Source organism: Streptomyces afghaniensis (assembly GCF_044327915.1).
GTDB lineage: Bacteria > Actinomycetota > Actinomycetes > Streptomycetales > Streptomycetaceae > Streptomyces > Streptomyces afghaniensis.
Genome location: NZ_JBIRGJ010000011.1, coordinates 43,125 through 61,403 on the forward strand (window position 1 = coordinate 43,125; position 18,279 = coordinate 61,403).

An 18,279-nucleotide genomic window follows, 5' to 3' on the forward strand; every position below is an offset into this window, starting at 1 on the left:
CCCGCCGCTCGGGGTGTCACCGCTTCACGAGTCGCACCGACAGACCGTCAGCGGTGTGCACGGGCACGGCCCGCAGCGTCGTCGAGTCCAGCTCGACGCGGTCGAACCGGCCGCGCAGCGCCGCAGCCGACAGGACCGGGACGGTGGTGCCCGCGACCGGCGGCCGCTCGGCGTCGAGCCGCAGCGCCAGCACGCTGCCCCGGCCGAGCAGCACGCGCCGGCTCACCGTGAGCGCCGGGCCGTGGTTCCCGCGCAGTTCCAGCTCCAGCGCCGACTCACCCTCCTGGACGTACGAGCCGCGCACCCGGAGGACCTTGTCCGCGCGCAGTGTGCCGCCCGTGACCCGGACGTCGCCCTGCCCCAGGGCGTTGGGGGACGCGGCGACCAGCGTGCCGTCCTCGACGACGGTCCCGCCGTGGTACCGGTTGTGGCCGGTCAGCGTGAGCGTGCCGGTGCCGCGCTTGGTCAGCCCGCCGTCGCCCTCGATGTCGTTGCGCCAGCTGTCCGCCGCGTGGAAGCCACCGGCCGCCGCGTCCAGCGTCACCGTGACGTCGGTGTCGAAGGCGCCGTACCCGTCCGCCGCCGCGAACAGGTTCAGCCGGCCCCACTGCTCGAAGCCGTCCAGCAGGACGTACCCGGAGGGCAGCGCGGTCGTGCGCAGCACCTCGCGACGCTGGGCCGCGCTCAGGTACGGCAGCCGTGTCTCCAGCAGGACCTCCGCGCCCTTCGGCACGGTGAGCGGGTCCTTGCGGCCGCGGCGGGGCAGGACGTACGTCAACCGGTGCCCGACGGCACGGGCGTTGGCCTCGCGGTCGGCGTAGGCGTCGCCGGCGTCCGAGTGGGCGTATGCGTACAGCGTGTCCGGCGTCGTGCCGGTCTTCTCGGTGAAGTAGGCGAGGGCCTGGGCGCGTGCCGCCGCCTTGAGCTCCGCGTTCGCCGGGTCGGCCAGCGTCGCCGCGGTCAGGGCGGTCGCCATGATCCGGCCGCCGATGACGTCGACGGTGGAGTGCATGCCCGACATGATCCGGGTGTGGCTCAGCTCGAACGCCCGCGTCACCAGCTCCTGGAAACGCTCGGGCACCGCGTACGCGTAGGCCAGACCGGCCAGATGGAAGGCGTTGGTGTGGCCGCTCGGGAACCCGCCGTCCTCCTGCGGGGTCTCGGAGCGCTGGCGCAGCAGCTGCGGGGCGACGACCACGTCCGAGTCGTACACCGGGTAGCCGAGGGCGTCCTTCTTCCCGGTGTCCACGACCTCGCTGTCCTCGTTCATCCGCCACGGACGCGGGTACTGGAAGGCGAACTTGGCCGGGTTGCCCGAGGCGAACGGCCCGCGCACGGTGTCGACCAGCTTGGCCACCTTGCCGAGGTCCGAGTCGTAGGAGCCCGCGCCGAGCGCTGATCCGGCGGGGGCGTCGGCGGGCAGGGTGTCGTTGATCTTCCCCGCGGGCGTGCCGTCCGGAGCGGTGGTGATGGACGTGACCGCCTTGGCACCCGACCTGTACAGGCCGGCGAGCGGGCCCAGGCCGCCGATCATGGCGTAGCTCTGGTGCTGGCGGTCGTAGAGGAAGGCCTCCTTCGCCTGCGCCGCGGTACGGGACGTCGTGATCCGGGCGCAGTAGCGCATGTTGGCGCGCAGCACCTCGCGGTCCAGGACGCGGCCGGTGTCCCAGGCGCCGCCCGTCTTCCACACCTTTGCCATGCCGCCGAGGATCCGGACGACGGCGTTGGTCTCCGGGGTCTGGTTCGCGACGACGTTCGACTTGTAGTCGTCGACGAACGCGGCGGGGCCCGTGGCGGCTTTCGCGTCGGCGGCGGCGAGCCACGTGGCGAAGGCCGGTGCGGCGAGCAGGCCCGCCGAGGCACCGAGGGAGGTCCTGAGGAAGCCCCGCCGGTCGACGGTGGCGGGGGAGCGGTGCCCGGCTGATGACGGCATGGGTGCGCCTCTCTGGAGTTCAGCGAAGAAGGTGTCGTGCCGTTGCGCGACGGTGCTTCGGCCGTGTGCGGCCGGAAAGGTGGTGCGGCGTGTGCGACTTCTGGTGCCTGTGACGGCTTCTGTGGCACCTGGTACTCACGAGTGAAGATCTACTGCCGTGCTGTGACCCTTCGGAGAGGGTCCGGCCACCAGCCGGTGTCCGGCACGTGAACGGGACCCGCCCGGCTCACAGCAGCGAACGGGCCAGCGCCACCGCGCCCTCGACCGGCGGCACCCGCAGCGGCTGCGGCCGGGCCCCGGGCAGGGACTCGGCGAGCGCGGAGGTGAACGCCTCGTACAGCGCGGGCTGGGCGAGGACCGTGCCGCCCGCCACCACCACGTCGTCCACCGGGACCCCGCGCGCGGCGAGCCGTACGACGAGCCCGGCGAGCGCCCGCCCGCCGTCGGCGATCACCGCCCGGGCGAGCGGCGAGCCCGCCTCCGCCGCGTCGAACACGGCGGGGGACCGGCGGCCCCACTCGGCGGAGACGTCCGTGGCGGCCTCCAGCGCGGCGCCGAGCGCGGGCACCTCGGCCACCCCGAACGCGGCGACCAGCCCGGTCGCCAGCGCGTCGGGCTCCTCGCCCCGGTCGTGCGCGGCCCAGACGGCACGCGCGGCCTCACGGACGAGGCCGGCCGCGCCGCCCTCGTCCCCGAGCACCGCGCCCCAGCCGCCGACCTGGACCGCGGCGCCGTCGGGCAGCCGCCCCACCGCGACCGAACCGGTACCGGCGACCAGTCCGACGCCCTTGTCCAGCCCCGCGGCGGGAACGAGCAGTTCGGCATCGCCCACGACGAGCGCGGGCACCCCCAGCCGCTCCTGAAGGGCGGCGCGGATGCCCGCGCACTGGCGTGGGGTCTCGCAGGCGTGACCGCCCACGGCGAGAGCGGACGGTCGTACGTGAGGAGGCAGGGCGTCGGCGACCAGAGCGGCCAGCCAGTCGGCGGCGGCGCCGGGGTCGTGCGGCCGCCATCCCGAACTGCTGCGGACATGGTCGACGACGTCCTCGTCGCCCGCGAAGGCGCGCAGATGTGTCTTGGTGCCGCCCACGTCGATACCGACCGCGTAAGGCGTGGAGTCCTGCACGGGTCCTCTTTCGTCGTTGCGCGGTCACGACGACGGCAGGCGAACCGCCCGTCGGACCACGGCAGTTGAAGAGGTAGGGAAGCCCCGGGACGGGCTTCTGCGGAACACGGCAGGCGAGTACCGTGAAGTTCGTTAGGAAGTTAACTAACGAAGTAGGGTGCGCGTCAAGAGGCACGGAATCCCGATGCCGCGCGACCCCTGCCGCCGCCTTTCACGGCCGCAGCACGACCTGGGGAGACCATGCACCTGAGCGAGAGTGCCCGTGTGGTGTTCGACGTACTGGCCGGGACGGGCACGGCCACCCGCCCCCAGCTGGCGGCCGGTGCGGGCCTTTCCAAGCCGACCGTCTCCTCCGCCGTGGCCGAGCTCGAAGCCGTCGAGCTCGCCGCCCACTCCGGCAGGGCCTCCGGCGGCACCGGCCGCAGTGCCGCGATCTACCGTCTCGGCCCGGCTGCCGGCGCCGTGCTCGCGGTCGACCTGGGACCCGCCGTGACTCGGGTGCGCGGCTGCGCCCTGGACGGCACCCTGCTCGCCGAGGGCACAGGCTCCCGCCGGGACGCGGCCGACACTGTCCGCAAGGTCCTCGACGCCCTGCCCCCCGGGGCCCCGCTGCGGGCCGTCGTCGTCGCCGTCGGTGACGTCCCCACACGGGACCGCGCCGGGGAGCGCCCCGCGACCGCCAAGGCCGGCCCCGTCTTCGACGCCATGGCCGTCGCCCTGCCCGAGGGTGTCCCCGTCCACCTGGAGAACAACGTCAACTGCGCCGCCCTCGCCGAGCTCCACGAGGGCGCCGCCGTCGGCCGCGACACCTTCGGCTACCTGCGCATCGGCGTCGGCATCGGTCTCGCCGTCGTCATCGGCGGCCGGGTGCTGCGCGGCGCGAACGGCGCCGCCGGTGAGGTGGCCCGGCTGCCCTACCCCTGGGACGACGACCGCGCCCCGCACCACGAGGGCTTGGAGCAGCGCATGGGCTCGCGCACCCTGCTGCGCAGGGCGGCCGAGGCCTGGCAGGACGGCGACGGTACCCGCCCGCGCACCGCCGAGCGGCTCCTCGCCCTCGCCGGGCAGGGGCATGCCACGGCCGGTGCCGTGGTCGCCTCGCACGCCGCCGACGTGGGCCGGCTCGCCGCCGCCGTCGCCGCCGTACTGGACCCCGGGCTGATCGTCCTGGGCGGCGGTACCGGAGCGGATCCGCAGCTCCTGCCCGGGGTACGGGCCGAGCTGGCCCGGCTGAGCTGGCCCACCGAGGTGGTCAGCAGCGTGGTGGGTGACACCGGCACGGTGGCGGGCGCCAGCAGGCTCGCGGTCGCCCATGGAATTCAAACCGTGACCGGAGCTGTGCGGGCGAAGCATTGACGGCTGCGCCATCGGTCTGCCAATGTCCGGACAAGCGCTTTCTGAGTCGGCCGGGACGCCGACTCCGGGTGAGCCTCCCGCACGTACGAGAAGTACGGCAGCCGCACGAGGGCGTGCTTGTGCGACGCCGGCCGTCATGGCCGGGGACCCCACCCGTCGAGGCGTCGCGGCCGGGCGAGGCCGTGCCCCCCGGAAAGCGAACTTTTCCCGCAAAACTGCACCCGTGCCGCCTCGGCTGGCGCCGTGCTTCCTCCGCTACGACGAAAAGGGATCGAAGATGACCAGTGTGGGTGTGCGGCGCTCCCGCCGACTCGGCCGCGGCGGCATACGCCGCGTGGTTCCCCTCGCTGCCGTGGCCACGGCAGGTGCCCTTCTGCTCTCCGCCTGCGGGTCGGGAGAATCCGGCTCGGGCGGGACCTCCAAGTCGCTGACGTTCTGGATCTCCACGGTTCCGGGGCAGGACGCGGGCTGGAAGAAGATGGTGACGCAGTACAAGAAGGAAACCGGCGTCAAGGTCAACCTCGTCAACATCCCCTACGACGGCTACGACGCGAAGCTGCGCAACGCCGCGCAGGCGAACTCCCTGCCCGACGTGGCGGCCGTGCCGAAGCTCGACCCGATCTGGGCGAACAAGCTGATCGACCTCGGCCCCATCGCCAACAACAAGAACAACAAGATCAACAAGAACTTCGTCGCCAAGGACTCGTCCGGGAAGGTGCTGTCCATCCCCTCGGACATCACCGCGTCCGGTCTGTACATCAACAAGTCGCTGTTCAAGAAGGCAGGCGTCTCCTTCCCGACCTCGCCCGAGAAGACCTGGACGTGGACGGAATTCCTCAAGGCGGCGGACCAGGTCCGGGAGAAGACGGGCGCCAAGTACTCCCTCACCTTCGACCAGTCGCCGTCCCGGCTCCGTGCCATGGTGTACGAGCTCGGCGGGAAGTACGTCCACGCGGACTCCTCCGGAAAGTTCTCGGTGGACGCCGCGACCAGGAAGGCCGTGAAGCGCTTCGTCGCCATGAACGACGACAAGACCATGCCGAAGTCGGTGTGGACCAGCGGCGCCGACCCGTCCGCCATGTTCCAGAGCGGTGACGTGGTCGCCTACTGGTCCGGCGTGTGGCAGGTGCCCGCCTTCGCGGAGAGCATCAAGAAGTTCGAGTGGGCGAGCGTCCCGACTCCCGCCGAGCCGGTGCAGGCCAGCGACGTCAACAGCGGCGGCATGATGGTCGGGTTCAACAACAACGGAGCCGCGGCCACCGCCACGGAGAAGTTCATGTCCTGGCTGTACGAGCCGGCCCACTACCAGGCGCTGTGCGAGGCGTCCGGGTTCCTGCCCGTCGAGACCGGTCTGAATCCGAAGTACCCCTTCAAGTCCGAGGCGGCGCAGGCGGCGTTCAAGCTGTACAACGAGTCGATCCCGCTGTACGCCCCGATCTCCGGCTACTTCAACACCGCGCAGACGAACTGGGTGCTGAAGGGCAAGAGCCTCACCGAGGACCCGACCAAGACGGAGCTCGGCAAGGCGATCAACGGCCAGCAGTCGGCCGACAAGGCGCTGGACAACATCGTGGCCGGCTACAACCAGCAGGTCGGCGGCTGAGCGCAGGCCGGCGGGCCCGGGCGGCGGGTCGAGACACCGCCGCCCGGCCCCGGGCCCCACGCGACGCCGGGCTCATGGCCTGAGCCCACAGGAACCCATTCCACCAGCACGGAGTCAGGAAGATGACCAAACGCGCCCCGGACGTGTCCGCGAGCCCGCCCAGGAGACGCAGTAAGTACACCCTTGCGCCGCTCGTCCTCATCGCGGCCAACGCCGTGCTCTTCGCGCTGTTCTTCATCTGGCCGGCGGTGATCGGGCTCGTCTACTCCTTCACGAACTACACCGGCGTGGGGGCGTTCCAGTTCGTCGGACTGGACAACTACAGCAACCTGTTCGGGGACTCCACCTTCTTCGACGCGCTGACCCGGACGCTGCTGTACACCGTGCTCTTCGTGCCGCTGAACTTCGTGTTCTCGCTGCTCATCGCCAACGTGCTGGTGAGCAAGCACGCCAAGGGCGTGTCGGTCGCCCGCGTCTTCTTCTTCATCCCGTGGCTGCTGTCGCCCATCGTCGTGGGTGTCCTGTGGCGGTGGCTGTTCGGTGAGAACTTCGGACTGGTCAACTACCTCATCGAGAAGTTCGGCGGAAGTGCCGTGCCGTGGCAGTCGAACGCGGACCTGTCGCTGCTGGTGGTGGTCGTGGCGGCATCCTGGGCCTGGACGGGCTTCTCGATGCTGCTGTTCATCGCGGCGATCAAGAACGTGCCGGTGTCGTACTACGAGGCGGCATCGCTCGACGGCGCCGGTCCGTGGCGCCAGTTCGTCAGCATCACACTGCCGAGCATCGCGCCCACGTCCTTCATCGTCATCCTGCTCAACACGATCCACGCGATGAAGGAATATCCGCTGTTCGCCTCCCTCAACAACGGCGGACCCGGGACGTCGAACAACCTGCTTGTCCAGTACATCTACCAGACCGGCTTCAAATCGGGCCAGATCGGCTACGCGAGCGCCGCGTCGTTCGTGCTCATGCTCATCCTGATGGCCGTCGCGATCATCCAGCTGGTCGTCAACCGGCGGGTGGAGAACCGATGACAACCACAGACATGCCACGCAAGGCCGACGCCGGGCCCGGACGGGCGGTTCCCAACAAGCGGGTGCGCGGCGCGGCGAGCGGTGGGCTTCGGCGCGCGGTGCCCGCGACGACACTGCTGTGGGTCCTGGCGGCCATCTACGGGTTTCCGGTGCTGTGGTTCGTCCTCAGCTCCTTCAAACCGGCGGGAGACCTGTTCTCCTCGCTGTCGCTGTTCCCGGACGACCCCAGCCTGTCGGGCTACGAGGCAGCGTGGGAGGGCGCCAACTTCTCCGGTTACTTCATCAACACGACCATCGTGTGTGTGATCGCGACGATCCTCACGGTGGGAGTCAGCTGCTGCACTGGCTACGCGCTGGCCAAGTACGACAACAAGTGGCTCAAGGTCTTCTTCGTCGGCATCCTGGCCACCACGATGCTGCCGTCCGAGGTCATGCTCGCCCCGCAGTTCCTCGTGGTCCGCGACCTCGGCCTCTACAACTCGCTCGCCGGCATCATCCTCCCGGCCGTGCTCACCGCGACCGGGTGCTTCATGTTCCGCCAGTTCTTCCTGACGGTCCCCGACGAGCTCATCGAGGCCGCCCGCATCGACGGGGCGCGTGAGCTGTCGATCTTCCTGCGGATCATGGTGCCGATCTCCCGGCCCATCATGCTGACGCTCGCCATCCTGTCGTTCCAGTGGCGGTGGAACGACTACATCTGGCCGCTGCTGATGCTCAACGACCCCAGCAAGTTCACCGTGCAGATCGGCATCCAGAGCCTCGTGGGCGCGCAGAACATCAACTGGTCGGTGGTGCTCGGCGGATCGGTCATCTCCATGATCCCTCTGATCGTCGTCTTCCTGGTGTTCCAGCGTTACGTCATGAACGCCGACATCAACGCCGGACTGAAGGACTGACCGACCCGTGTACCTCCCTCACCAGCGCGGCCCGTTGCACGACCTCCCCGACACCCCGGAGGCGTACGACGCCGTCCTCGCCGACGTCACCGAGCAGGCCCTGGCCCGCATGACGCCGGAGGGCAACCTCGAGCACCCGGACTGCGTCGACGACATCGGCGACACGTCCCTCGGCGTCACCTCGCTGCTGGCCCTCGCCTGGCAGCGGGGCAAGGACCCGCGGCTGCCCGACGTGGTACGCCGCAGCCTCGCCTTCCACCTGGACGAGCGGGTCTACACCGAGGACAACCCGGGCTACCCCAACCTCCGGGTGCGCGACTCGGGCCTGCCGTACGCCCGTTACACCCTGGCGGCGGGAGCCCACCCCATCGGTGACTGGCCGAGCACCGTGTGGGCGCTGCTCCAGGCCGTCAACGTCCTGGACGCGGCGGAGGGCCTCGTCGACGACGCACAGCGCGCCCGGCTCCTCGAAGTGGCGCACGGCTACTGGCGCTGGCTCACGGAGGCGACGTTCTTCAACCCGCAGGAGGCCGGCAACCAGGCGATCGGCTGCGTCGTCGGCGGCCTGATGCTGGCCCGGCACCTGCCGCCCGCCCAGGGCGACCCGGTGCGCCGCGAAGCCCTGCGGCTGTACGAGGACGAGATCCGCGCCCACCGCGTCCGTGACCGCGGCGCGCTCCTGCCGCCCGAGCACGGCGGTGCCTACGACAACAACTACGGCCCGATCTCCCTGTCCTTCCTCGCCCAGGCCCACCGGGTCAGCAGGGAGGAGGTCTTCGCCGAGGACGGCGACGCGCTCGCCCGCTACATCGACGCCCGGCTGACGAACGGCGGCTTCGACAACGGCGGTCCGCGCTACAGCGAGCAGCACTCCGCCTTCGAGTCGGTGCTGGGCCTGCGCTACTTCAGCGCCCGCATCGGCTCCGACCTGGGCCGCTACCGGGGCGACAGCCGCTGGGCCCGGCACGCGGTCAAGGCGGACGGCGGCGTCGACGGCCACTTCGCGTGGATGCTGGTCTGGCAGATCCAGGACACCACGCCCTGGCACCGCACCCCGTCCACGGCTCCGGCCCGGCACCAACTGCGCGCGGGCACGGTGTCGGTGGCCTTCGACGACCGGATGACGCCCGCACTGGTCGAGGCCGCGGGCACCTACTACCTGCCGGCCGCCGTCAACCGCCAGCACGGCTTCGGCCCGGTGACCGACGGCTTCCTGCTGACCCGCCCGATGGGCGAGGTCCGCGTCCGGGACGTGACCGCCGGCGGACTGGCGGCGAAGCTGGTCACCAAGCCGGTCGTCGGCCGTGACCACGTCCTGCGGCACGTCCGGTCCCTGTACGTCACCGACGGCACGAGCCTGTGGACCACGGTCGCGGTGGAACGGCTCCCGGGCGTGCCGTACCTGCTCGCCGGCCTGCCGTACGCCGCCGACGACGGCGACCGGGTGCGCAGGACCGCCGAGCCCCGGGTGACGTCGGCGGGCACTCTGCGGCTGACCCACCCGGGCCCGGACGACCCGCACCACTTCGACGCCCGCACGGACACCACCCAGGAGCAGGCCGCCTTCGCCCTGGCCCTCGACCCGCGCGGCTACGGCAACCCCGACGAGGGCTGGCGCCACCTGGTCGACTCGACCGCCCTGGAGGCCGGACCGGCCCCCGGCGCACCCGAGGACCTGCACGTCTTCGCGGTCCGCTACGGCCCGGGCGACGACGAGTTCACACCGGCGTTCGCGCGTGAGGGCACGGCTCTCGTGGTCCGCACCGAGGCGTTCACGGCGGTGATCGGCGAGGTGGCGGGCGACGCGAACGCCGAACCGGAGCTGACGCTGTCCTGCGGAACGGACGCCTGAGAGCGGTTCATTCGGAAGGTCACCGGACGGACGAGGCGGGCCTCCTACGCGTCGGGGGCGGGGTGCGCGACGTCCGGTGCCTGAGCCGCCAGTTCGCTGAGGGGCTCCCCGCTGAGCCGGCACACCTTCCACTCCTCCAGGAGTTCCACCCCGAGCGACTTGTAGAAGTCGATCGTCGGTGTGTTCCAGGCCAGGACCCACCACTCGAAGCGGTCGTAGCCGTTGCGCCGGCAGGTCGCGGCCAGGGCGGCGAGGAGGGCCTTCCCGTGTCCCGCGCCGCGCGCCGACGCCCGTACGTAGAGGTCTTCCAGGTGCATGCCGCGCGTGCCCGTCCAGGTCGAGAAGCGCGGGAACCACAGGGCGTAGCCCACGGCCTCACCCGTGCCGTCGTTCTCGGCGATCAGCGCGTGGGCGGCCGGGTGCTCACCGAACAGCGCCTCCCGCAGCTGCTCCTCGGTGGCCCTGGCCTGCTCGGCGGCCCGTTCGTAGGCGGCGAGTTCGCGGATCATGGCCCGGATCTCGGGGACGTCGTTCACAGTGGCGGACCTGATCATGCGACCGATCATGCCTCATCGCGACGCGGCCGGGAATCGGTTTCCAGGCACAGGCAACTCCGGGACGCTGCCCGCCTCTCGGACGGCCAGGGGAGGCCGTGCGCGGTGTTCACGCCCGCACGTGCGGCAGTGCCGACTCCGGCACCACCAGGTCGGCCCGCTCCCGCGTCGTGGCGACCAGTTCGGCGTTGCGCTGGTCCGAGCGCAGAACCCAGGCCACGGCCTCCCGGTGGCCCTTGCCGAACTCCTCGTGCCGGGCGACCAGTCGCCGCAACCGCTCCGGCTCGGGGAGTTCGCAGAACCACACCTCGTCGAGCTCGGGGCGGACCCGGGCCCAGGCGCCGGTCTCCAGCAGCAGGTAGTTCCCCTCGGTCACCACGAGCCGGGCCGCCGGCGGTACCGGGATCGCCCCCGCGACCGGCTGCTCCAGGACACGTTCGAAGCCGGGCGCGTACACGATCTCCTGCGTCTCCTCCCGCAGCCGTCGCAGCAGCGCCGCGTACCCGGCCGCGTCGAACGTGTCGGGCGCGCCCTTGCGGTCGCGGCGGCCGAGCCGCTCCAGTTCGGCGTCGGCGAGATGGAAACCGTCCATGGGGACGTGCGCCACCCACGGGTCCCCGGATCCGTTCAGTTCCCGCACCAGCCGCTCGGCGAGCGTCGACTTGCCCGCACCGGGGCTGCCGGCGATACCGAGGAGCGCGCGCCGGCCGCCCTGGGGCAGGGTTCGGGCGCGGCGGACGAGGTCGTCGAAGGTGAGCGGCACACAGCAGAGTCTGTCACCCGCCGGAGTGTGGCGTGCGCCACTCACTGGACATCGCCGGCCGGGGAACCGGACCTGTATGACGCAGCTCGGTCTCCCCGAAGACATCCACGCCTGCCTCTTCGACCTCGACGGCGTCGTCACCAAGACGGCCGTCGTGCACGCGGCCGCCTGGAAGGAGATGTTCGACGCCTTCCTGCGCGAGCGCGACGGCGCGGACTTCCGGCCGTTCGACGCGGGGTCCGACTACGACGAGTACGTCGACGGCCGGCCACGCGCCTACGGCGTGCGCACCTTCCTCGCGTCCCGCGGCATCGACCTGCCCGACGGCGACCCCGACGACCCACCCGGCGCGCAGACCGTGCACGGGCTCGGCAACCGCAAGAACGAGCTGGTCCTGGAGAAGATCCGCACCGACGGCGTCGAGGCCTACGACGGCACCCTGCGCTACCTGGAGGCGGTCAGCGCCCACGGACTGAGCACCGCGATCGTCTCCTCCAGCGCCAACTGCCGGGACGTGCTGCGCTCGATCGGCGCCGAGCACTTCTTCGACGTACGCATCGACGGCGTGGTCGCCGCCGAGCGCAAGCTGCCCGGCAAGCCGCACCCCGACACGTTCCTGGCCGCCGCCGAGGACCTCGGCATCGCACCGGCCGAGGCCGCCGTCTTCGAGGACGCCCTGGCCGGCATGGACGCGGGCCGCGCGGGCCGGTTCGGGTACGTCGTCGGCGTCGACCGGGTGGGACAGACCGACGCGCTGTACGCGCACGGCGCCGACGTCGTGGTGCAGGACCTCGCCGAACTGGGGGGCACGGAGTGATCGCACAGCGGGCGTACAACGTAGAACCCTGGACGGTGCGCGAGACGGAGCTCAACCTCGACGTCCTGGCACAGAGCGAGTCCGTGTTCGCCCTGTCCAACGGCCACGTCGGCTGGCGCGGCAACCTCGACGAGGGCGAACCGCACGGCCTGCCCGGCTCCTACCTCAACGGCGTCCACGAACTGCACCCGCTGCCCTACGCCGAGGCCGGCTACGGCTACCCCGAGTCCGGCCAGACGTCCATCAACGTCACCAACGGCAAGGTGCTGCGCCTCCTGGTCGACGACGAGCCGTTCGACCTGCGCTACGGGCGGCTCGTCACCCACGAGCGGACCCTGGACCTGCGGCGCGGCGTGCTGGAACGGGTCTGCGAGTGGACCTCCCCGGCCGGCTCGACGGTCCGGGTGCGCTCCACGCGGCTGGTGTCCCTGACCCAGCGGGCGATCGCCGCCGTGGCGTACGAGGTGGAGCCCGTCGACAGCCGTACCCGCGTGGTCGTCCAGTCGGAGCTCGTCGCCAACGAGAGCCTGCCCGAGCCGGACGGCGACCCGCGCGCCGCACGGGCGCTGAAGTCGCCGCTGGAACCGGAGGAGGACCTCGCCTCGGGCAGCAGGCTGCGCCTGGTCCACCGCACCCGGCGCAGCGGCCTCAGGGTCGCCGTGGCCGCCGACCACCTCGTCACCGGCCCGGAACGGACCACCACCAGCAGCGAGAGCAACGTGGACGTGGCCCGGCTGACCATCACCTCGGTCCTGGAGCCGGGGGAGCGGCTGCGGGTGGAGAAACTCGTGGCGCACGGCTGGTCCAGCGCGCGCTCCCGGCCCGCGATGAGCGACCAGGTCGAGGCGGCCCTCGCGGCGGCCGCGCAGAGCGGCTGGTGGGGGCTCCTGAAGGACCAGCGGGCCTACCTCGACGACTTCTGGGCGCGCGCCGACGTCGAGGTCGACGGCGACGAGGAGATCCAGCAGGCCGTCCGCTTCGCCCTCTTCCACGTCCTCCAGGCCGGCGCCCGCGCCGAACAGCGCGCCATCCCCGCCAAGGGGCTCACCGGCTCCGGCTACGACGGCCACGCCTTCTGGGACACCGAGGCGTTCGTGCTGCCGCTGCTGACCTACACCGCGCCGGCCGCGGCCGCCGAGGCCCTGCGCTGGCGCCTCGACACCCTGCCCGCCGCCCGGGAGCGCGCGGCCCAGCTCGGCCTGCGCGGCGCCGCGTTCCCCTGGCGCACCATCGAGGGCTCGGAGGGCTCCGCGTACTGGCCGGCCGGCACGGCCGCCTTCCACGTCGGCGCCGACATCGCGGACGCCGTGGTGCGGTACGTGGCGGCCACCGGCGACGAGGAGTTCGAGCGCGAGACCGGCGTGGAGCTGCTGGTGGAGACCGCCCGCCTGTGGCGCTCCCTCGGCCACCACGACGACCGGGGCGTCTTCCACATCGACGGCGTCACCGGGCCGGACGAGTACAGCGCGATCGCCGACGACAACACGTACACCAACCTCATGGCCCGGGCGAACCTGCTGGCCGCCGCCGACGCCTGCAAACGCCACCCCGACGAGGCGGCCCGGCTCGGCGCCGACGAGGAGGAGCGGGCCGCCTGGCGGGACGCCGCCGAGGCCGTGCACGTCCCCTACAACGACGAACTCCGGGTGCACGAACAGCACGCCGGCTTCACCCGCTACCAGCGCTGGGATTTCGACCGCACGGGCCCGGACCAGTACCCGCTGATGCTGCACTTCCCGTACTTCGACCTGTACCGCAAGCAGGTGATCAAGCAGGCGGACCTGGTCCTGGCGATGTACACCTGCGGCAGCTTCTTCGAGGAGGCCTTCGACAACCAGGCCGAGGAGCAGATCGCCCGCAACTTCGCGTACTACGAGCCGCTGACCGTACGGGACTCCTCGCTGTCGGCCTCCGTCCAGGCCGTCATGGCCGCCCGGACCGGCCATCTGGACCTGGCCTGCGCCTACACGGCCGAGGCCGCGCTGATGGACCTCGGGGACCTGGAGCACAACACCCGCGACGGACTGCACATCGCCTCGCTGGCCGGTACCTGGATGGCGCTGGTCGCCGGGTTCGGCGGTATGCGGTGCGCCGACGGTGGCCTGCGGTTCGCGCCGCGCCTGCCCGAGAGGTACAGCCGGCTGGCCTTCTCGGTCGGGTTCCTCGGCCGGTGCCTGCGGGTGGAGCTGACCGCCGGCCAGGTCACGTACACCCTGCGCTCGGGCCCGCCCCTGACGATCCGCCATCACGGCGCCGAGGTGACGGTGCGTGAGGACGTCCCCGTCACTCGCCCGGTCCCCCCGGCGCCCCGGCGTCCGGCCCCGAATCAGCCACCGCACCGCGCCCCGAACACCCGCTGACCTCCAGATCGAGTCAGGCACTTGGCCGAATTCCGGTCTGCACGTCCCCACCCCGCGGGTTAGCTTGACCATGTTTTCCGATCATCGAACCTCCGCCTCCGGCCCGCGGGCCGGAGGCGGTCATCAGCGGCCCTACGCGCGTAGTAGGGGTAAGGGGTGGACGATGTCCGACGGCGCGAACGCCATTCTCGTTCGCAGACGAAGACGCACGCAGACGGCCGCGTCGGGTGCCCGCCGTACAAGCCGCGTCGACGGACCGCTCGCCGCGGTGGCCGCTGTCTTCGCCGTCGCGCAACTCGTCCTCGTCCGGCCCGTCCTCGGCCTCGGCTGGGACGAGATCGTCTACGTCAGCCAGGTCACCTCCCACACCCCGGCGGCCTTCTTCAGCGCCCCGCGCTCCCGGGGCGTCTCCCTGCTCGTGGCGCCGATCGCGTCCTGGTCGTCGTCCACGCCGCTGCTGCGCGTCTACCTCGCCCTGCTGTCCGGCCTCGCCCTCTACCTGGCCCTGCGCGCCTGGCGCGGCCTGTTCCCGACCCGGGTCCTGGTCGTGGGCGGCGCCCTCTTCGCCTCCCTGTGGGTGACCCTCTTCTACGGTCCGCAGGCCATGCCCAACTACTGGGTCGCGATCGGCGCCCTGATCAGCGTGGGCTGCTTCCTGCGGGCCCGGGCCAACCCCTCCGCCCGGGCGGCCCTGTGGGGCGTCGCCGCGGGCGCCGCCCTCATGGCGTGGATGCGGCCCACCGACGCGGTCTGGGTGACCGTGCCACTGCTCGTCCTCACCCTGGTGCGCCGCCACTGGCGGCTCCTCCTCGTGCTCGTGGCAGGCCTCGCGGCCGGCGCCGTCGAATGGGTGATCGAGGCCTACGTCGGCCACGGCGGTGTCGGGCAGCGGCTCTCGGACGCCTCCCGCATCCAGGGCGGACTGGGCTGGCAGATCGCGGTCGACGACCAGCTGCGCAGCCTGGGCGGGCGGGCCCTGTGCCGGCCGTGCACCGTGCCGATGCCCAACCCCCTGGTCACCCTCTGGTGGTTCACCCTGCCCGTCCTCGCCGGCCTCGGCCTGCTCGTCGCGGCCCGGGCCCGGCGTCTGGGACGGACCCTGATCCCGCTGGCCTGCGCCGCCACGGCCGCACTGCCGTACCTGTTCATGATCGGCTACGCGGCGCCCCGCTTCCTCCAGCCGGCCTACGCGCTGCTCGCCATCCCGGTCGCCGACGCGCTGTGGCACCTGGTCAGGACGCCGGGCCGGAAGTGGCGGCCAGTGGCCGCAACACTGGTCGCGCTCGGCCTGGCCGGGCATCTGGCGGCGCAGATCGCCGTCCTGGACGGTGTCGTCTCCCGCAACACCGAGAGCCGCCGCGACTGGGACCGCACCGCCGGAGCGCTGCACCGCCTCGGCGTCCGCCCGCCCTGCCTGCTCACCGGCCACGAGGCCATCCCGATCGGCTACTACACCGGCTGCTCCTCGGGCGCGACCTCGGGCCACAACGAGAACACCACGGTGGCGGACATCCTGCGCACCGCGGACCGCCTCCCGGTCGCCCACATCACACCGGCCGGCGGCACCCCGCCCCGCTACGCCCGATCCTGGCCCGTCCACCGGATCTCGGACCTGGACATCCGCGTCGCACCGCCCGCACAGCGCGGCAGCGGCCGCTGAGGCGTCAACTCGCGTTTCCCGCACGCCTGGTCCAGGTAGGAGTCGGTGGACGACGGTCACGGACGAGGGGGGAACGCCATGGCGGGGATCGACCACGAGGGCCGGCTGGGGGAGGAGTTCTTCACGCCGGGCTCCTCGTCCTTCACCGAGTTCCTGGCGGCCCACCGCCCCGAACTGCTGGGCACCCGCCGGATCCTCCCGGACGGCGTCCGTGCCGAGGGCGCTCCGCACGGCACGACCGTGCTGGCCCTCACCTACGGCGACGGCGTGCTGATCGCGGGCGACCGGCGGGCGACGATGGGCAATCTGATCGCCCAGCGGGACCTGGAGAAGGTGCACCCCGCCGACGACCACACGGCCGTGGCCTTCGCCGGCTCCGTCGGGCTCGCGCTCGACCTGGTGAAGCTCTACCAGGTCGAGCTGACGCACTTCGAGAAGGTCGAGGGCATCCCCATGACCCTCGCCGCGAAGGCGACCCGGCTGGCCACGATGATCCGGGGCAACCTGGGCCAGGCCATGCAGGGCCTCGCCGTCGTCCCGCTGCTCGCCGGCTACGACCCCGCGGCTCCCGAGGGCGGCCGCGGCCGCATCTTCGGCTTCGACGTCGCCGGCGGCCGCTACGAGAAGTTCGGCTTCCACGCCGAGGGCTCCGGCTCGCCGTACGCCCGGGGCGCGCTGAAGAAACTGTTCCGCCCCGGCATGTCCCGGCGCGAGGCGGCCCTGGCCGCGCTCCAGGCGCTGTACGACGCGGCCGACGACGACTCCGCGACCGGCGGCCCGGACCTCACCCGCCGTATCTATCCCGTCGTGTCCGTCATCACCGAGGACGGCTTCGAACGGCTGCCGGAGGCGGAGACGGCGGAGCTCAGCCGCGAGATGGTCGAACAGCGCCGCGGTCGGCCGGACGGACCGAACGCCGCGGTCTGACGCCCGGCTGCGGGGGGCCGGGCTCGACGCGGTCTTCGGTCCCGCGGAATTTTCGGTTCCATGGGCAAGACCTGTCGCGGGCTTTACTGCACATGTGTTGCAGGTACCGGAGGATGGCGCGAGGCTGTTCACCGCAGCCGTCCGTCCGACAGAAAGACCTTCCCCCCGATGACGGCCGCCCCTGAGTCCACTCCGTCCCTCCCCGCCCCGGCTGGTGCCCAGCGCACGGTCCGGCACCGCGTCCGTACCTCCATGACGCGGCGGGAGTGGACCAGGGCCGGGGGGATGGCCGCGGTCATCGTGGCCCTGCACGTGATCGGCTGGTTCACCCTCGTCGCGATCGTCGCCCCCGAGCACCGCGCCATCGGCACGCAGACCTTCGGCGTCGGCATCGGCGTCACCGCGTACACGCTCGGCATGCGGCACGCCTTCGACGCCGACCACATCGCCGCCATCGACAACACCACCCGCAAGCTGATGGGCGAGGGGCAGCGGCCGCTGTCGGTCGGCTTCTGGTTCTCCCTCGGCCACTCCAGCGTCGTCTTCGCCCTGGCCTTCCTGCTCACCCTCGGCGTGAAGACCCTGGCCGGGCCGGTCCGCGACGACGGCTCCTCGCTGCACGACGTCACCGGCCTGATCGGCACGACCGTCTCCGGGACGTTCCTCTACCTCATCGCAGGCGTCAACCTCGTCATCCTCGCCGGCATCTGGAAGGTGTTCCGCGGCATGCGCTCGGGCCACTACGACGAGGCCGCCCTGGAGGAGCAGCTCGACAACCGCGGCTTGCTGAACCGGCTCCTGGGCCGTGTCATGAAGTCGGTCTCCAAGCCCGGGCACATGTACCCGCTGGGCCTCCTCTTCGGCCTCGGCTTCGACACCGCCACCGAGATCGCCCTGCTCGTGCTGGCCGGCTCCGGCGCCGCGTCCGGCCTGCCCTGGTACGCGATCCTGTGCCTGCCCGTCCTGTTCGCCGCCGGGATGTGCCTCCTCGACACCATCGACGGCTCGTTCATGAACTTCGCCTACGGCTGGGCCTTCTCCAAGCCGGTCCGCAAGGTCTACTACAACCTCACGATCACCGGCCTGTCCGTCGCCGTGGCCCTGCTCATCGGGACCGTCGAACTCCTCGGTCTGCTCGTGGCGCGGCTCGGCCTGCACGGCCCCTTCTGGAAATGGATCTCCGGCCTCGACCTCAACGTCCTGGGGTACGTCGTCGTAGCGCTGTTCGTCGCCACCTGGGTCGTCGCGCTGCTGGTGTGGAGGCTCGGGCGCATCGAGGAGAAGTGGACGGGGGGCCTGGCCCGGACGGGGCGGGAAGGTTAGAGCCCGCGTAACGGGAAACGCGGAACGGGCACATGAGACGAACGAGTCGACGCAGCGCGACAGGGAGGCAGAAGT

The 18,279-nt window shown here is 71.7% G+C and carries 14 protein-coding genes; 10 read left to right on the forward strand and 4 right to left on the reverse strand.

Translation table 11 applies throughout. From position 1 onward, the window contains the following. Positions 1–16: 16 nt before the first annotated feature. On the reverse strand, positions 17–1,933 hold the full coding sequence (locus ACH4G3_RS36715) for a phosphatase PAP2 family protein (RefSeq protein ID WP_397628527.1): 1,917 nt from the start codon (positions 1,931–1,933) through the stop codon (positions 17–19). Positions 1,934–2,159: 226 nt separating this feature from the next. Continuing rightward, positions 2,160–3,059 (reverse strand): N-acetylglucosamine kinase, encoded by a 900-nt coding sequence (locus tag ACH4G3_RS36720; RefSeq protein ID WP_397628528.1) that lies wholly within the window; start codon positions 3,057–3,059, stop codon positions 2,160–2,162. 240 nt (positions 3,060–3,299) lie between these two features. Here ACH4G3_RS36720 and ACH4G3_RS36725 point away from each other — a divergent pair, with 240 nt between their 5' ends. The 5 genes from ACH4G3_RS36725 (at position 3,300) to ACH4G3_RS36745 (ending at position 9,800) form a co-directional block, all read left to right on the forward strand. Further along, positions 3,300–4,415: an ROK family protein gene (locus ACH4G3_RS36725; RefSeq protein WP_397628529.1), complete on the forward strand. Its 1,116-nt coding sequence runs from the start codon at positions 3,300–3,302 to the stop codon at positions 4,413–4,415. Positions 4,416–4,692: 277 nt separating this feature from the next. Continuing rightward, positions 4,693–6,018, forward strand: coding sequence for an extracellular solute-binding protein (locus ACH4G3_RS36730; protein WP_397628530.1), 1,326 nt, complete (start codon positions 4,693–4,695; stop codon positions 6,016–6,018). A gap of 122 nt (positions 6,019–6,140) precedes the next feature. After that, a complete protein-coding gene (locus ACH4G3_RS36735) occupies positions 6,141–7,052 on the forward strand; it encodes a carbohydrate ABC transporter permease (protein ID WP_397628531.1) in 912 nt (303 codons plus the stop codon). Continuing rightward, positions 7,049–7,948 (forward strand): carbohydrate ABC transporter permease, encoded by a 900-nt coding sequence (locus tag ACH4G3_RS36740; RefSeq protein ID WP_397628532.1) that lies wholly within the window; start codon positions 7,049–7,051, stop codon positions 7,946–7,948. Before ACH4G3_RS36735 ends, ACH4G3_RS36740 begins: the two co-directional genes overlap by 4 nt. 7 nt (positions 7,949–7,955) lie before the next feature. Beyond that, a complete protein-coding gene (locus ACH4G3_RS36745; protein WP_397628533.1) occupies positions 7,956–9,800 on the forward strand; it encodes a hypothetical protein in 1,845 nt (614 codons plus the stop codon). Positions 9,801–9,844: 44 nt separating this feature from the next. Here the strand turns inward: ACH4G3_RS36745 and ACH4G3_RS36750 are convergent, their stop codons facing one another. Further along, a complete protein-coding gene (locus tag ACH4G3_RS36750; protein ID WP_397628534.1) occupies positions 9,845–10,354 on the reverse strand; it encodes a GNAT family N-acetyltransferase in 510 nt (169 codons plus the stop codon). A 109-nt stretch (positions 10,355–10,463) separates the two neighbouring features. After that, positions 10,464–11,117 (reverse strand): nucleoside/nucleotide kinase family protein, encoded by a 654-nt coding sequence (locus ACH4G3_RS36755; protein WP_397628535.1) that lies wholly within the window; start codon positions 11,115–11,117, stop codon positions 10,464–10,466. Between the two features lie 76 nt (positions 11,118–11,193). On the opposite strand from ACH4G3_RS36755, the gene ACH4G3_RS36760 reads away from it, so the two are divergent. The 5 genes from ACH4G3_RS36760 to ACH4G3_RS36780 all read left to right on the forward strand — a co-directional run bounded on the left by ACH4G3_RS36760 (position 11,194) and on the right by ACH4G3_RS36780 (position 18,204). Beyond that, complete coding sequence (locus ACH4G3_RS36760; RefSeq protein ID WP_397628536.1) at positions 11,194–11,934, forward strand: HAD family hydrolase; 741 nt, start codon at positions 11,194–11,196, stop codon at positions 11,932–11,934. Beyond that, a complete protein-coding gene (locus ACH4G3_RS36765) occupies positions 11,931–14,294 on the forward strand; it encodes a glycoside hydrolase family 65 protein (protein WP_397628537.1) in 2,364 nt (787 codons plus the stop codon). The genes ACH4G3_RS36760 and ACH4G3_RS36765 overlap by 4 nt, the downstream gene beginning before the upstream one ends. A 163-nt stretch (positions 14,295–14,457) precedes the next feature. Beyond that, a complete protein-coding gene (locus tag ACH4G3_RS36770; protein WP_397628538.1) occupies positions 14,458–15,954 on the forward strand; it encodes a hypothetical protein in 1,497 nt (498 codons plus the stop codon). Positions 15,955–16,032: 78 nt separating this feature from the next. After that, positions 16,033–16,881, forward strand: a complete 849-nt coding sequence (prcB, locus tag ACH4G3_RS36775) for a proteasome subunit beta (RefSeq protein ID WP_397628539.1) — start codon at positions 16,033–16,035, stop codon at positions 16,879–16,881. A 168-nt stretch (positions 16,882–17,049) separates the two neighbouring features. Beyond that, positions 17,050–18,204, forward strand: a complete 1,155-nt coding sequence (locus ACH4G3_RS36780) for a Nickel transporter NicT (RefSeq protein WP_397628540.1) — start codon at positions 17,050–17,052, stop codon at positions 18,202–18,204. Positions 18,205–18,279: the final 75 nt, after the last annotated feature.